General features: G+C 68.5%; 16 protein-coding genes. 8 read left to right on the top strand and 8 right to left on the bottom strand.

Annotated features, from left to right (window positions below; translation table 11 throughout):
• Positions 1–175 precede the first annotated feature (175 nt).
• Entirely contained in the window at positions 176–1108 is a 933-nt protein-coding gene (locus QUE68_RS01570; RefSeq protein ID WP_286275046.1) for a hypothetical protein, read from the top strand.
• Positions 1109–1236: 128 nt separating this feature from the next.
• Positions 1237–2877, top strand: a complete 1641-nt coding sequence (locus QUE68_RS01565; protein ID WP_286275045.1) for an N-acetylmuramoyl-L-alanine amidase — start codon at positions 1237–1239, stop codon at positions 2875–2877.
• Between the two features lie 7 nt (positions 2878–2884).
• Here the strand turns inward: QUE68_RS01565 and QUE68_RS01560 are convergent, their stop codons facing one another.
• From QUE68_RS01560 to QUE68_RS01550, 3 genes are read right to left on the bottom strand one after another with little or no spacing between them, the layout of a single operon-like run.
• A complete protein-coding gene (locus QUE68_RS01560; RefSeq protein ID WP_284224198.1) occupies positions 2885–3697 on the bottom strand; it encodes an HAD family hydrolase in 813 nt (270 codons plus the stop codon).
• On the bottom strand, positions 3697–4443 hold the full coding sequence (locus tag QUE68_RS01555) for a lysophospholipid acyltransferase family protein (protein WP_286275044.1): 747 nt from the start codon (positions 4441–4443) through the stop codon (positions 3697–3699). The genes QUE68_RS01560 and QUE68_RS01555 overlap by 1 nt, the downstream gene beginning before the upstream one ends.
• A 7-nt stretch (positions 4444–4450) precedes the next feature.
• Complete coding sequence (locus QUE68_RS01550; protein WP_286275043.1) at positions 4451–5308, bottom strand: lysophospholipid acyltransferase family protein; 858 nt, start codon at positions 5306–5308, stop codon at positions 4451–4453.
• A gap of 67 nt (positions 5309–5375) precedes the next feature.
• On the opposite strand from QUE68_RS01550, the gene QUE68_RS01545 reads away from it, so the two are divergent.
• The 3 genes from QUE68_RS01545 to QUE68_RS01535 are packed head-to-tail and all read left to right on the top strand — an operon-like array spanning position 5376 to position 8009.
• Entirely contained in the window at positions 5376–6059 is a 684-nt protein-coding gene (locus QUE68_RS01545) for a phosphotransferase (protein ID WP_286275042.1), read from the top strand.
• A gap of 37 nt (positions 6060–6096) precedes the next feature.
• The gene (locus QUE68_RS01540) at positions 6097–7641 is read left to right on the top strand and encodes a Rieske 2Fe-2S domain-containing protein (protein WP_284224194.1); all 1545 of its coding nucleotides are present in this window, start codon (positions 6097–6099) and stop codon (positions 7639–7641) included.
• A 38-nt stretch (positions 7642–7679) separates the two neighbouring features.
• Positions 7680–8009 (top strand): hypothetical protein, encoded by a 330-nt coding sequence (locus QUE68_RS01535; protein WP_286275041.1) that lies wholly within the window; start codon positions 7680–7682, stop codon positions 8007–8009.
• Here QUE68_RS01535 and QUE68_RS01530 read toward each other — a convergent pair.
• The 3 genes from QUE68_RS01530 to serS are packed head-to-tail and all read right to left on the bottom strand — an operon-like array spanning position 8006 to position 11090.
• Complete coding sequence (locus QUE68_RS01530) at positions 8006–8998, bottom strand: MOSC domain-containing protein (protein ID WP_286275040.1); 993 nt, start codon at positions 8996–8998, stop codon at positions 8006–8008. The genes QUE68_RS01535 and QUE68_RS01530 overlap by 4 nt on opposite strands.
• An 8-nt stretch (positions 8999–9006) precedes the next feature.
• Positions 9007–9819, bottom strand: coding sequence for a DUF5718 family protein (locus QUE68_RS01525; RefSeq protein ID WP_286275980.1), 813 nt, complete (start codon positions 9817–9819; stop codon positions 9007–9009).
• 17 nt (positions 9820–9836) lie between these two features.
• On the bottom strand, positions 9837–11090 hold the full coding sequence (gene serS, locus QUE68_RS01520) for a serine--tRNA ligase (protein ID WP_286275039.1): 1254 nt from the start codon (positions 11088–11090) through the stop codon (positions 9837–9839).
• Between the two features lie 145 nt (positions 11091–11235).
• On the opposite strand from serS, the gene QUE68_RS01515 reads away from it, so the two are divergent.
• From QUE68_RS01515 to QUE68_RS01505, 3 genes are all read left to right on the top strand, one after another.
• Positions 11236–12666, top strand: a complete 1431-nt coding sequence (locus tag QUE68_RS01515) for a septum formation family protein (protein WP_286275038.1) — start codon at positions 11236–11238, stop codon at positions 12664–12666.
• Positions 12667–12672: 6 nt separating this feature from the next.
• Positions 12673–13023: a metallopeptidase family protein gene (locus QUE68_RS01510; RefSeq protein ID WP_284224189.1), complete on the top strand. Its 351-nt coding sequence runs from the start codon at positions 12673–12675 to the stop codon at positions 13021–13023.
• Between the two features lie 79 nt (positions 13024–13102).
• Positions 13103–13294, top strand: coding sequence for a hypothetical protein (locus QUE68_RS01505; protein ID WP_284224188.1), 192 nt, complete (start codon positions 13103–13105; stop codon positions 13292–13294).
• A gap of 6 nt (positions 13295–13300) precedes the next feature.
• Here QUE68_RS01505 and QUE68_RS01500 read toward each other — a convergent pair whose 3' ends face one another.
• Both QUE68_RS01500 and pheA read right to left on the bottom strand, forming a co-directional pair.
• Positions 13301–13981 (bottom strand): histidine phosphatase family protein, encoded by a 681-nt coding sequence (locus QUE68_RS01500; RefSeq protein WP_284232249.1) that lies wholly within the window; start codon positions 13979–13981, stop codon positions 13301–13303.
• Positions 13978–14916: a prephenate dehydratase gene (pheA, locus tag QUE68_RS01495; RefSeq protein WP_284232248.1), complete on the bottom strand. Its 939-nt coding sequence runs from the start codon at positions 14914–14916 to the stop codon at positions 13978–13980. The genes QUE68_RS01500 and pheA overlap by 4 nt, the downstream gene beginning before the upstream one ends.
• Positions 14917–15029: the final 113 nt, after the last annotated feature.

The raw sequence follows: 15029 nt of genomic DNA, 5'->3' as shown, positions 1-15029 counted from the left end.
GCGTACTCGGCCCGTCGCCGGGTCGCGGCAGGTCGCAATTCGCTCACGATTGCGCATCGCCACTCTAGACACAGCAGTCTCAGCCGTACCATCGAACGCGTTGCATCAGAACGTCCGTGACCTATGAATCGCAAATCCAGAGAACACGGTCCAAGAACTTTTTGAGGAGACTTCCGTGCCTAACCGTCGTCGACGCAAGCTCTCGACAGCCATGAGCGCAGTCGCCGCCCTGGCCGTCGCAAGTCCAGTCGCAGTAGTTGCACTGTCCAACCTGTCCACCACCAACGAGGCGGCGCCACAGCACCGTGAGTTCGTCCAGGCCGCCCTCGTCACCGACCTGCCCAACGAACTGCTCGGGGCGTTGTCCCAGGGGCTCTCGCAGTTCGGCGTCAACCTGCCGCCGCTACCGACCGGTCTCTTGACGGGATCCGGCGCGCCCTCCGCGACAACCCTGACCACACCGGGTCTGGCGAGCACCGGCCTGACGGCACCAGGTCTGACGGCACCAGGTCTGACGGCACCAGGGCTGACGGCACCGGGATTGACGGCGCCGGGGCTCACGGCCCCAGGCCTCACCACCCCGGGCCTCACCACGCCCGGCCTCACCACCCCGGGCCTCACCACGCCCGGCCTCACCACCCCGGGCCTGACCACGCCCGGCCTGACCACGCCCGGTCTCACGACGCCCGGGTTGACCACACCCGGTCTCACGACGCCCGCCCTGGGCGACGTCGGGCTGACCAACCCCGCACTGACCAGCCCCGTCGGTACGCTGCCCGGGCTGACCACGCCGGCGGCCAACACCGGCCTGGGCCTCGGCGTACCGGGCGCGGGTGAGATCCCGATCGCCAACCCCATCGGCTTGGACGCGGCGTCGGGCACCTACCCGATCCTCGGTGGCGATCCGTCACTCGGCCTCGGCGTACCTGCCGCGACCAGCGGTGGCGGAGGTTTGCTCGGCGATCTCGGCAGCGCCGCTCAGACCCTTGGCGCCGGACAGGCCATCGACCTCCTCAAGGGGATGATCATGCCGATGATCACGGGAGCCATCCAGCAGAGTGCGGCGGCGGCCCCGGCGGCAGCCGCGGCGGCGGTCCCCGGCGCCTAGAGCCCGCGACGAAACGGCACCGCAGAAGCCGTCCCCTGGCTCTGCGGTGCCGTTGCGGGCGCAGATGCACCCCGCAACACACCGTGTCGAAACACGAGTAACACCTGACACATACGTAACATCGGTCCGTGCCGTGTCGTCGCCAACTGCCGTCGCTGCTCTTCTCTGCCGTGGCGGCGACGGCAGTGATGTTGCCGTTGGCCATGTACGGGATGCCCGACGAACCCGAACGGGCCCCGCTCGCCACGACCCCGCTCATCGTCGAACGACCACTCACCGACGTCGGCGGCGGTGAGACCATCCGCGAACTCCATCAGGACACCCCGTTCGCCATGGTGGCCCTGACCGCCGACGACCTAAGCGGAACGTCGGCCCGCGTCCGCGCCAAGAAGGCCGACGGCTCGTGGGGACCGTGGTACGAGGCGGAGGGCCTAGACGGCCTCGGCCCCGACGGCGTCTCCTGCAATCCCGCGGGTCACTGCGCTCCTGCCCCAGTGCGCGGAACCGAACCCGTCTTCGTCGGCCACACCACCGACGTGCAGATCGCGGTGCACCGCGCCGCTCCCGCCCCGGCAACCGTCGTGCACACTCCCCAGGGGCCGGGGCTCGGCTACGTACCGGTCAACGTCGAACGACCGCTGAGCCACGACCTGAAGGCCGTTCTCATCAGTCCACCCCAGGCACCCGTGGACATCTCGTCCATTCCCCCGGAGGCCGCCACCCCGCCCGGTGTTCCCCCCGCCGTCATCGGCCGGGCGCAATGGGGTGCCAACGAGTCGCAGGTGTGCGGAAACCCGGTGTACGACGGGGGCGTTCGCGCCGGCATCGTCCATCACACGGCGGGCAGCAACGAGTACGCCCCCGAGGACTCGGCGGGAATCGTCCGATCGATCTTCGAGTACCACACCCGCACGCTGGGCTGGTGCGACATCGCGTACAACGCCATGGTCGACAAGTACGGCCAGGTGTTCGAGGGCCGGGCCGGCGGCATGGACCGCCCCGTCGAAGGCGCCCACACCGGTGGCTTCAACACCGACACCTGGGGCGTGGCCATGCTCGGCAACTTCGATGCCGTGCCGCCGACGCCCATCCAGTTGCGCACCACGGGTCGGTTACTCGGCTGGCGCCTGGGACTGGACCACGTCGATCCGATGGGGACCGTCGTCCTGACCTCCGCGGGCGGTTCGTTCACCAGGTACGCCAGGGGCGCGGCCATCCCCCTGCCCACGATCTTCACCCACCGCGACGTCGGAAACACCGACTGCCCCGGCAATGCGGCCTACGCGGTGATGCCGCTCCTGCGTGATACCGCCGCCCACTTCAACACCCCCATCGGCCCCAAGAACCTGGCCGACACGCTTCGCGGCGGAGCCATCTTCACGAAGTGGGCGTCGATGGGCGGCGAGGCCAGCCCGCTGGGAGCGCCGCAGACCCCGGAGACCCCCGGAGACGGCGCGTCGCGATACGTGACCTTCGACAAGGGAGCGCTGTACTGGTCGCCCAACAGCGGGGCGGAACCCGTCACCGGGTCCATCTACGAAGCCTGGGGCAAACTTGGTTTCGAGCGCGGCGCCCTCGGTCTTCCCACCAGCGGTGAGATCCAGGAGCCGCTGTGGATCGTGCAGAACTTCCAGCACGGCACGCTGAACTTCGAACGTCTGAACGGCAAGGTCACCCGCGTCTTCGACGGCGTCGCCCTCGAGATCCCGCTGGACCCGGGCGAGGCACCCATACAGCTCGAGCGCTTCACGCCCATCGACCGCGGGTGACGGGGACCTAGAGCCACCAGCGTTCGAGGACGCGGGCCAACCCGTCGTCCGTGTTCGGCGTCGTGACTTCGTCGGCGGCGGCTTTCGCCTCGGGATGGGCATTGCCCATCGCCACCCCGAGACCCGCCCAGCGCAGCATCGGAATGTCGTTGGGCATGTCCCCGAACGCGATGACGTCATCGGCCGTGATGCCCAGCGGTCGGGCGACCTCGTCGACGCCGGTCGCCTTGCTGATGCCCAGCGGCACCACTTCGATCAGACCGTTGTTGGTCGAGTAGGTCAGATCGCCCCCGATCCCGATGTGCGGGGCGAGCGCCGCCGCCATGTCGGCACTGCGGGCGCCTGCCATGCGGATCAGCAGTTTGACCGCTGGCTCACCGAGTACGTCGGCCAGTGACACCTCGGTGTTGTCGGGATTGAGCCAGGCATGCTCGTATCCGGGTGAGCTGAGGAACTGCGGCGTCGCGGCGTCGTGCGCACTGCGGCCCACGCGTTCGACCGCGAGCCCCGCCCCGGGAATGACGCGCGTGGCCACCTCGGCCAGCTGAGCGAGCACGTCGGTCGACAACGTCTGCGCCGACAGGATGCAGTCGGTCGCCGAGTCGTACAGCACCGCACCGTTGGCGCACACCGCCATGGGGGCGAAGCCGAGCGCCTCCACGACCGGTGAGATCCAGCGCGGTGGCCGGCCCGTCGCGAGGACGAACTTGGTGCCCGCGTCCACCGCAGCCAGCACGGCGGCCTTGGTGCGGGGTGTGACGAGCTCGTCCTCGTCGAGGAGGGTGCCGTCGACGTCGGTGGCGATGAGTAGTGGCAGCACTAGTGGTTCTCCGAGTCCCTGCGTACGCGTTCGATCGGTTCGGCCTCTTCGCGGGTGTGCGCCTCGTCCATGGTGGGCGCGCTCCCGCCGAGCCGGTGTGGCACCCAGTAGGCACCGCTCGGGTGGTCGTAGGACCGCTGGACGTCGAATAGCAGTCCGGTCATCCGCCCGCGGAGCTCCTCGGTCAGTTCCTTCGCGGTCCCGGTCGGCGGCAAGGCCGACCCGACCGCGACCGTGATCGGAATCTTCTTGCGTCCCAAGTTCTTCGGACGATCCTTGGTCCAGATGCGATGAGCGCCCCAGACGATGAGGGGGACGATCGGCACCTGCGCCTCCTGCGCCATGCGCGAGGCACCGGTCTTGAAGTCCTTGAGCTCGAAGCTTCGGCTGATCGTGGCCTCCGGGTAGACGCCGACGATCTCCCCTTCACGGAGCCGGGCCACGGCGGCGGCATACGCGCCGGCGCCCGCGCGCCGGTCCACCGGGATGGTCTTGGTGTGCCTGATGAGGAAGCCGACGGCCGTCACCCTCTGCATCTCGGATTTGATCATGAAGCGCATCCGCCGCCCGCGCGCCTTGGCGGCCAGTGCGGCCGGAATGAAGTCGAGGTACCCGGTGTGGTTGATGGCAATCACCGCGCCGCCGGCGGCCGGGATGTTCTCGACGTCACGGAACGTGATTCGCGTGCCGGTGGCTCGCACCAGCATGCCGGCGGCGATCTCCAAGGCTCGGAAGACCGGTTCCATGCGGTCACTATCCCGATGACTCGTCCGGACCCGACTGCTCCTCGCGCAAGCGCTCGTCCGAAGTGGACTGCTCCTCGCGCAAGCGCTCGTCCGAAGTGGACTGCTCCTCGCGCAAGCGCTCGTCGCGGCGGGCGGCCTTCTCGGCCGCCTCCTCCGCATCCATCCGGTCCGCCTCGGCGAGAGTCGGTGCGCCGCCACCCAACCGGCGCGGCACCCAGAACTCACCCGCCGGGTGCTGACCATAGGCGACCTGGGCCTGCTCGAGGAGGTGCTGCATGCGTGAGTGCAGCAGCGACGTCAGCTCGGCGGCGGGCAGCGTGGGCATGATCGGCTCACCCACCGTGACGGAGATCGGCACCTTGGGCCGCAGCATCTTTCGCGGGTGTCCCTTGGTCCAGATGCGCTGAGCACCCCACACGATGTGCGGGACGATGGGCACGTCGGCCGCGATCGCCATGCGCGCGGCACCCGACTTGAACTCCTTGATCTCGAAGCTCCGGCTGATCGTCGCCTCCGGGTAGACGCCGACGAGCTCGCCTTCCTTGAGTCTCTGGCAGGCCTCGGCGAAGGAGGCCGCACCGCTGTTCCGGTCCACCGGGATGTGGCGCAGACTGCGCATGATGGGGCCGGTGACGCGGGAGTCGAAGACCTCGCGCTTGGCCATGAACCGAACCTTCCGGCCGAGGCCCTGCTCATAGGCCGGCAGACCAGCGAAGGTGAAGTCGAAGTAGCTGGTGTGGTTGATCGCGATGACGGCGCCGCCGGTGACGGGCAGGTGCTCAACGCCGTTGACCGTGAACGTCAGCCCCTGCAGCCGCCACACGCCGCGGGCGAGCTTGATGACAGTTCCGTATACCGGCTCCACGACAGATAGCCTAGTGCTGGTGCGCGGCTCGAGGGTGAGGAGGCCCGCACGTGGGAGGGTATGCACCATGACCGTCCCCGTTACATCCGCGAACGTTCCGAACGTCGTCGTCGAACTAGCGGCGGGCCGCGAGATAACCGCGGTCAGGGTCAACGAGCTCGGAGGCACCACGTTCTCGCTCGCGGGCGAGGAGTTCGTGAAGATCTGTGGTGACGAACAGGCCCCGTTGCTGGTCGCGGAAGCGCAGCGCACAAGTTGGGCCATCGACTACCGCCCGGTGCCGCGGGTGCTGTCGTCCGGCCCGAACTGGCTGCACACCGCGGCGCTGCCGGGCCTGTCAGCCGTCGGCCCGCACTGGATCAAGCGGCCGCGCACCTCGACGCGCGCGATCGCGCAGGGACTTCGCCTCCTGCATCGGTCGGCGCCAATCAAGACGTGTCCGTTCGGTGCGCCGTCCTGGGTGCCCCATGACGCGCCACCGGCAGACCTGCTCGTCGTCTGCCACGGCGCTGCATTGGCACCCAACACCATCGTCGCCGACGACGCCCAGTGCAGCGGAACCATCCACCTGGCCTATCTCGGCGTGGCGGATCGGTGGGCGGATCTCGCGATCGCCACGTCGTCGATCGAGGCGCACTTCGGGCCGGGGTTCGATGCAGAGTTCTACGACGAGTACGAGATCGATTCCGACGACGACCGCGTCGACTACTACCGGCAGTGCTGGGCGCGGCGGGCGGGCGGCCTTCGGTAGGATCGGAACGACGCATATCTCGTAGGGAAGGCAGTAAGTGCAGGTCACAAGCGTGGGACACGCGGGCTTCCGGATCGACACCAGCGCCGGGAGCATTCTGTGCGATCCATGGGTGAACCCCGCCTACTTCGCGTCGTGGTTCCCGTTCCCGGACAACAGCCAGCTGGACTGGGACGCCCTCGGCGACTGCGACTACCTCTACGTCAGCCACCTGCACAAGGACCACTTCGATCCGGCGCTGCTGGCGGCCCACGTCAGCAAGGACGCCGTCGTCCTGCTGCCCGACTACCCGGTGCCCGACCTACGTCGCGCGCTCGAAGCGCTCGGCTTCCACCGGTTCTTCGAGACGACCAACTCGGTGAAGCACCGCCTCACCGGGGAGAAGGGTGACCTCGAGGTCATGATCATCGCGCTGCGCGCCCCGGCCGACGGCCCCATCGGCGATTCCGGGCTCGTGGTCTCCGACGGCGAGACGGTCGCATTCAACATGAACGACGCCCGGCCCACCGATCTCGAGGTCCTCGAGTCCGAATTCGGCCATGTCGACGTCCACATGCTGCAGTACTCCGGCGCGATCTGGTACCCCATGGTCTACGACATGCCCGACCGCGCCAAGGAGGCGTTCGGCATTCAGAAGCGCCAGCGTCAGATGGACCGTTGCCGGCAGTACATCGCCCAGGTCGGCGCCACCTGGGTGGTCCCGTCGGCCGGCCCGCCGTGCTTCCTCGATCCCGCGCTGCGGGACCTCAACGACGACCACGGCGACCCGGCCAACATCTTCCCCGACGAGGTGGTGTTCCTCGACCAGTTGACCACTCACGGTCATGATGGCGGCCTGTTGATGATCCCGGGTTCGGTCGCGACATTCACCGGCTCGCAAAAGGATTCGCTGACCCACCCGGTCGCCGAGCCGGAGACGATCTTCACCAACGGCAAGGCCGCCTACATCGAGGACTACGCGCGCCGGATGGCTCCGGTGCTGGCCGCCGAGAAGGCCACCTGGGCCCCCGCCGCAGGCGAATCGCTGCTGGAACCTCTGCGCGCCAAGTTCGAGCCGATCATGTTGCAGAGCGATCAGATCTGCGACGGCATCGGTTATCCCGTCGAACTCCGGATGGGTCCGGAGTCGGTGGTCCTCGACTTCCCGAAACGCACGGTGCGAGAACCCGTTCCCGACGAGAAGTTCCGCTACGGCTTCGAGATCGCCCCCGAGCTGGTTCGCACGGTGCTGCGCGACGACGAGCCGGACTGGGTCAACACGATCTTCCTCTCGACCCGCTTCACGGCGTGGCGGGTGGGGGGTTACAACGAATACCTCTACACGTTCTTCAAGTGCCTGACCGACGAGCGCATCGCGTATGCCGACGGCTGGTTCGCCGAAGCCCATGACGACTCGGCGTCGATCACGTTGGACGGCTGGGACATTCAGCGTCGGTGCCCCCACCTCAAGGCCGACCTGTCGAAGTTCGGCGTCATCGACGGCACGACTCTGACGTGCAACCTGCACGGCTGGTCGTGGAATCTGACCAACGGCCGATGCCTGACGTCCAAGGGACACGAGCTCCGGAGCGCCAAGGCGTGAATGACCGAGCGAAGACCGGAGCGAGCGGGAGTCGAGGCGTGAATGCGCCAACGTACGACGACGGTCTGATTCAGCTGGACCATCGGGCGATTACGTTGCGCCGCTACCACTTTCCGTCGGGCACCTCGAAGGTCATCCCCCTGGGGTCGATCAAGGGTTACCGGGCGGAGTCACTGGGCCTGGTGCTGAACCGCTTTCGCATCTGGGGCAGTTCGGATCTGCGCCGCTGGCTCCCCTTGGACCCATGGCGACCGATCAAGTCGACGCTGGTGACACTGGACGTCCCCGGCACCCGCCCCAGCCCCGCCTTCACGCCGCTGCGGGCCAACGAGTTCGTCGCCGTCCTGGACGAGTTGCTGGGCGCCTAACCCTTTTCCCGCAGCACGGTGGCCTCGAGAAGTCGCTGCACCTGACGCGTCGCGACCCGACCTGCCGCCGTCAACGCCCGGCGGCCCGAACCCGGTGCCGCAGCGGCCTGTACCGACACCGTGTCACCGATGCGGAGGAGTCCCGGGCGGGTGACGTCGGCGTACACCCCGAGGAAGCGATCGGTGCGGTCCAATAGCTGCCGGGTGAGGGCGCGATCCAGGTCGAGTCCGGGTTGCGGCCTGGTGGGCACGACGCAGCGGATCGTCTTGACCGTGACGTGCATCGTGGCCGTGCCGATTTCGATGTCGCCGCCCACCCACGCCTCCTCGGGAAACTCCCCGTCGGGCCGATCGACGTCGACGAGGACGTTGGGCCGGAACCGTCGCACGTCGACCGCTTCGGCGCCCGTCGAGAGCGACGCCAGACTCGTCGAACTCATCAGGTGTACCGGCCCGAGGTCGACGAATGTGCCTGGCGGCGTGGAGAACCGCGCCAGGGTGAGGATCTGCTTGGGGGTGAACACCGTGGTGTCCGGCAGTGCCTCGGACTCCGAGAGCCCAAAGTCGCGACGGACTTCCGTGGCCGAGAAGTTCGCCTTGGACTGCTGCAGCGACAGGCGGTGCCGGCTGGTGTCCTCCAGCGGTGGCAGCGCGGTGAGCCGAACCTCGCGATCGACCAACGTCGAGAGCATGCCGTGCACCGCGTCATCGGAACTCGAGCACTCGCCACCGTCCGGGAAGGTGATGGTCACCTCGGGCACGTTGCCCGGTCCGGCGTCGGGCCCCGGTTCGATGACGTAGGCGGCCGTACACCCCAGCAGCTTGGGCAGCCGCCGCGCGGATGCGGTGACGTCGTTCTGCATGTCGCGCACGGCCCACAGTCGGTCGGCGTGCACACCGCGCCGATCGACCTGGACCGCGTCGACGCGGTGTCCGCCCATCGACTTGACCGGGAACCGCCACAGCTGAGATACCTCGACGCCAGCCATCATGTCTCCTAGCGGATCGAAACTATTTGTCGCAGTTCGGAATACGCATCGGACGCCGTGTCGTACACCCGCACGATGGCCTCGTCGCCCGGTCGCAGGAAGGTCGATTCGCCGAGTTCGGTGTAGCGGGTCGCGCCGATGCCGATCAGCACCTCCGACGGATGCCCGGAGGCGACCATCAGCGCCCCGACATCCTCCAGCGGCGTCTCCGCCGAGCCCTTCTGGTTGGCGAGACGCTCGGTGATCCAGTCGAGCAGGACTTCGCCGTAGTACGAGTAGCCGAGCAGTGGGCTGTCCACGCCGTATTCGTGCTCACTACCGTCCGCGGTGCGCAGGTGGCACACCAGCCGAAGCGTGGCCGTCGGCCCGTCGGGCGTCAGGTCGCCGATGTCGAAGAATTGCGCGGCCACGCCCTTGGAGGCCGCGCCCCAGTTCTTCTTGTGACTGATCTTCGGAGCGCCGGGACGGCGGATCGAACAGTCGTTGAACGCCCCGAGCGCAAACGGTCGCAGCGATACGACGGTGTCGCCCTGCCAGGTCACGTGGCAGGCCAGTCCGACCTCGGGCTCGATCTGCAGGTTCAGCGGGGTGTCGCTGTCGGGGAGCAGGATCGAGTCGTGCGACAGCGGATAGTCGCCCAGGAAGGTGTCCGAACCCGGTGCGTACCAAGGGAAGATGCCCTTCGGTGCCTCGCCCGTGCCCTCATTGGTCACGTTGACGAAGTCGGCGGCCTCGCCGGCCTGCTCGAGGTGACCGGCGAAATTGCCCGCCACGCCGAAGCCGAACCAGGTCCGCAGGTCGGCCTCGGCCAACTCCAACATCGAGGGTCCCGTCTCGCTCATGATGTCAACACCGACTTTCCTACGTAGGGCACCAGCGCCTCGGGAATGCGGACCGAACCGTCCGGCTGCTGGTGATTCTCCAGGATGGCGACCAGCCAACGCGTCGTGGCCAGTGTGCCGTTCAGCGTCGCTGCGATCTGCGGCTTGCCGTTCTCGTCGCGGTAGCGGGTCGACAACCGGCGCGCCTGGAACGTGGTGCAGTTCGAGGTCGACGTCAGTTCGCGGTACGCGCCCTGTGACGGGACCCAGGCCTCACAGTCGAACTTGCGGGCGGCTGAGGACCCCAGATCGCCTGCGGCAGTATCGATCACCCGGTAGGGCACCTCGATCAACGCGAGCATCCGGCGCTCGAGGTCCAGCAGCCGCTGATGCTCTGCCGCGGCGTCTTCGGGCTTGCAGTAGACGAAGGCCTCCACCTTGTCGAACTGGTGCACGCGGATGATGCCGCGGGTGTCCTTGCCGTAACTGCCCGCCTCGCGCCGAAAGCACGACGACCAGCCCGCATAGCGCCGCGGCCCCGCGGACAGGTCGATGATCTCGTCGGCGTGGTACCCGGCGAGTGGTACCTCCGACGTGCCGACGAGGTACATGTCGTCGGCTTCGAGCTTGTAGATCTCGTCGGCGTGTGCACCGAGGAAGCCGGTGCCCGACATCACCTCCGGGCGCACCAGCACCGGCGGGATGACGAGCGTGTGGTCGTTCTCCCCGGCGAGCTTGACCGCGAGCTGCATCAGGCCGAGTTGCAGCAGCGCGCCGAAGCCGGTGAGGAAGTAGAAGCGTGAGCCCGACACCTTGGCGCCCCGCTGCATGTCGATCATCCCGAGCGACTCGCCGATCTCCAGGTGATCCCTGGGGTCCTCGATCGCCGGCGGGTCGCCGACCACGTCGAGAACCACGTAGTCGTCTTCCCCGCCCGCGGGCACACCCTCGATGACGACGTTCGGGAGGGCCATGTGAGCCGCCGTGAACGCGGTCTCGGCCGCGGCCTGCTCCGCCTCGGCGGCCTTCACGGCTTCCGCGAGTTCCTTCGCGCGGGCCAGCAGGGCGGGCCGTTCGTCGGGGGACGCCCCGCCGACACCCTTGCTGGCCGTCTTCTGGTCGGCCCGCAGCCCGTCGGCGGCGGAGATCGCGGAACGCCTCGACGCGTCGGCGTTCAGCAGCACGTCGACGAGGGCGGGGTCCTCGCCCCGCGCCCGCTGCGACGCGCGGACCCGGTCGGGATCGTCACGCAGAAGCTTGAGGTCGATCACGGGGAAACCCTACGTTCGGCCCATCGGCCGCGGGGCACCCGGGCACGTGAACGACCCCCAAATCAGCGGCAAATAGATCGCCGGGGAACAACCACATAACGTTACAACTGCATCTCTTGTCACGAGTCGTGGCACGCCTGTCACAATGGAGCCGATGTTGGATGCACCCACCACTCCCGAACCGGGGACCACCCAGGCGGCAGACGACGCCAAGACGCCGTCTGACCGCCCGCCGTGGTGGCAGAGTCTGCAGGCCGCGTCGACCCGTCGGGCGCTGCTACTGACCGCCCTCGGCGGCCTCCTGATCGCCGGTGTCATCACCGCGCTCCCCGGTGGCGGACGCTCGGGGCTACCCGTCGGACTGAACGCCGGCTCGGCTGCCCTGGGCGGCAGCCCCCGGGGGAACGCCACGTTCGATCAGGCCGCCAGCGGTACCTGCCTGAACTGGCCGGAGCAGGTACCCGACGCCGCGCAGATCGTCGACTGCAAGGACGAACACCGCTTCGAGATCGCCGAGACCATCGACATGACGACGTTCCCCGGCACCGAGTACGGCCCCGATGCCGCACCGCCGTCGGAGGCCCGCATCAAGCAGATCAGCCAGGAGCAGTGTCAGGCCGCGGCCCGTCAGTACCTCGGCGCGAAGTACGACCCGAACGGCCGGTTCAGCGTCAGCCTGGTCTGGTCCGGCGAGAAGGCCTGGCGCCAGGCCGATGAGCGGCGCATGCTGTGCGGCCTGCAACTGGCCGGCCCGGACAACCACCAGCTCGCCTTCGCCGGCAAGGTCGCCGACATCGACCAGTCGAAGATCTGGCCCGCCGGGACGTGCCTCGGCATCGATCCCGCCACCAACCAGCCGACCGACGTTCCGGTGGACTGCGCAAAACCGCACGCCATGGAGGTCACCGGGTCGGTGAACCTGGCCGAGAAGTTCCCCGGCCCGGTCCCGCCCGACGGCGATCAGGACCAGTTCGTGAAGGACTCCTGCACGCAGATGACGGACGCCTACCTGGCGCCGACGGCGCTGCGGAAGACCACCCTGACGCTGATCTACAGCACCATCTCGCTGCCGAGTTGGACCGCGGGCAGCAAACAGGTGTCGTGCAGCATCGGCGCCACCCTGGGCAACGGTGGGTGGTCGACGCTCCTCAACAGCGCCAAGGGGCCACTGCTGATCAACGGGCAGCCGCCCGTGGCCGTGCCCGACATCCCGGAGGAGCGGTTGGACATGCCGCCCATCCCGCTGCCGTCGGTGGACACGTCGTCGCAGGTGTCGTCGCAGATCGACCTCAGCGATCAGAGCAGCCAGAGCAGCAATCAGGGCACCAACCACCTGCCCGGCCAGCAACAGGTCACCCCGACGCAGACCCAGACCTCGTCGGCACCCACGTCCTCCGGCGCCCCACCGCCGCCGCAGGGCAACACGTTCCTCAACGGTCCGCCACCTCCGCCGGGGCCACCGGCAGACGGGCAGGGACCCCCGCAGGACGGCGTGCCGCCACCGCTGCCACCGGGCGATCCGGCCGCCGTGCCGCCGCCGCCGCCCGCACCGGTGTTCCCCGGCCCGCCCGCCTAGCCGACGATGCCCGTTCGGATGAACCAGCAACGGTTCGACGAGTTGGTGTCCGACGCCCTGGACCGCATCCCGCCCGCGCTGGCCAAGGCGATCGACAACGTCGTCGTGCTCGTCGAGGACCGTCACCCCGACGAGCCGGACCTCTTGGGGTTGTACGAGGGCATCGCGCTCACCGAGCGCGATTCGACGTACTCCGGCTCGTTACCGGACACGATCACCATCTACCGCCACGCACTGCTCGACATCTGCGAGACCGACGACGACGTGGTCGACGAGGTCACCGTGACCGTGATCCACGAGATCGCCCACCACTTCGGAATCGACGACGAACGGCTGCACGAACTCGGCTGGGCGTGACCGCCGCATTCGATGGCTTAACCGTCAAAACCCCGCGCGGCAACCGGAATTCGTCGGTGCACGGTGCTAGAACGGAGCCATGACCGGTGTATGTCGCGAGTGCCGCGAGGGCCTCGAACACTGTCACGGCGCAATCGTCCATCACGCCTCGTTCGCGGTGGAGTGCACGGAGGACTGCGCCACCCCCGAGGCGCTGCATGCGCTGCACCTCGATTGTGACGCGGTTGGCTGCACGTGCGCGGAGATCCTCACCGCCTGGGCAGTGTCTTGAGCTGACTCAGCCCATCGGGTCGTCGGGGTGCAACGCTTCCTCGTCGGGGTGCTCGACCGGCGCGAACGGGGGAGTCAGCGCGCCCCACTGAACACAGCTCCAGCGGCCGTCGGTGATGGGGCTCAACACCACGCACTCGGTGTTGGCGAGGTGATGCTCGATGGCGAAGCCGGGGTCCACCCCCGCGAGCACCGCCCCCACCAACCGGATCGCGGCGCCGTGGCTGACCACCACCACGTCACCTGTCCACGAGTGATCGTCGAGGTAGCGCAGACGCAGCTGCGTCACGACCGGAAGGTACCGGTCGAGCACCTGCCTGCCGCTCTCCCCGCCGGGGAGCGGGATCTCGAGCTCGCCTCCGTGCCAGACTTGGTAGACGCCGTTGAACTCGTCGTGAGCGGCCTCGTCGTTCCGGTTCTCCAGATCGCCGACCTGAACCTCGTGGATTCCGTCGAGCTCGACGGGGCCCAACTCGAGATGCCCGGCGATCCGCGCCGCCGTCTCGGCCGCGCGCACTGCGGTGGAGTGCGCGACCAGGCCGACGGGGTGTCCCCAGTCGCGGCCGAATGTCAACGCCTGCTCGTGACCGAGTTCGGTCAGCGCCGCACCGGGCGGGCGGGTGTCCAACCGCCGCTCGACGTTGCCGTGCGACTGTCCGTGGCGGACGAGTACGAGTCGGCCGGTCATCGGGCGCGCCCCTCTCTGAGTCCGGCCAGCCATTCGGCGGCCTCGTCTGTCACCGGCGGCGCTGCCCCCAGCGGAGCCCCGTCTGCCGCGCCCGTCGACCAAGAACCGAGATATCGCACGTCTGTACAACGTCGGTGCAGCGCCCGAAGTGCCTCGGCGACCGGTTCGTCCTCGATGTGCCCGACGCAATCGAGGAAGAACACGTAGGTACCCATTTCGACTCGGGTGGGCCGGGATTCGATTCGGGTGAGGTCGATGTCCCGGATCGCGAACTCGGCCATTGCCGCCACCAGGGCGCCCGGCACGTTGTCCAGCCTGAGCACGATCGACGTGCGGTCGGTGCCGGTCCGGGCGGGTGGCGGCGCAGGCCGCCCGACGAGGATGAACCGGGTTCTGGCGTTGGCTTCGTCGACCACGCCGTCGGCCAGCGACGCCAGGCCAAGGCGCTCCGCGGCGAGCGCGGTGCTGACCCCGGCGTCGGCGCGGCCCTCGGCGACGTCGTGGGCGGCCGCGGCGTTGGAGGTGGCGGGCACCATGCGGGCCGCCGGCAGGTGCTCACCAAGCCACCGCTTCACCTGAGCCGCGGCGACGGGGTAGGCCGCGACGGTCCGGACGTCCGACGCCGGGAGGCCGGCCCGGACGACGATGCTGAAGGCGACGTCGAGGGTGTGCTCGGCGAAGATCTGCAACGGTGCGCCCATCGCGAGGCTGTCCATCGTCGGGACGACGGAGCCGTCGATCGAGTTCTCGATGGGCGCGCAGGCGTAGTCCGCCGCGCCAGCGCGGACGGCGGCCAGTGCTCCGTCTGCACTGTCGCACGGCAGTGGGGTGAACTCGGAAGCGCCGGAACCCGGGATCAGCTCGGCGGCGGCCATCTGTAACAACGCCGCTTCGGTGAAGGTCCCCTCTGGACCCAGGTAAGCGACGCGCGACACCGTTCAACCCTATCGGCTCCGAGCGGGGCGGCCGGAAGGTCTTCGGGGTAGCCCTTGCGCCATCGAGTGAGGCAAGCCTAAGTTAGGGTCACCTCACTCAACGAAGGGCAAAC

Source organism: Mycolicibacterium sp. TUM20985, from assembly GCF_030295745.1.
In the GTDB taxonomy this organism is placed as follows: domain Bacteria; phylum Actinomycetota; class Actinomycetes; order Mycobacteriales; family Mycobacteriaceae; genus Mycobacterium.
The sequence above is the reverse complement of the archived record's forward strand: the minus strand, read 5'-3'. Positions and strand labels throughout refer to the sequence as shown.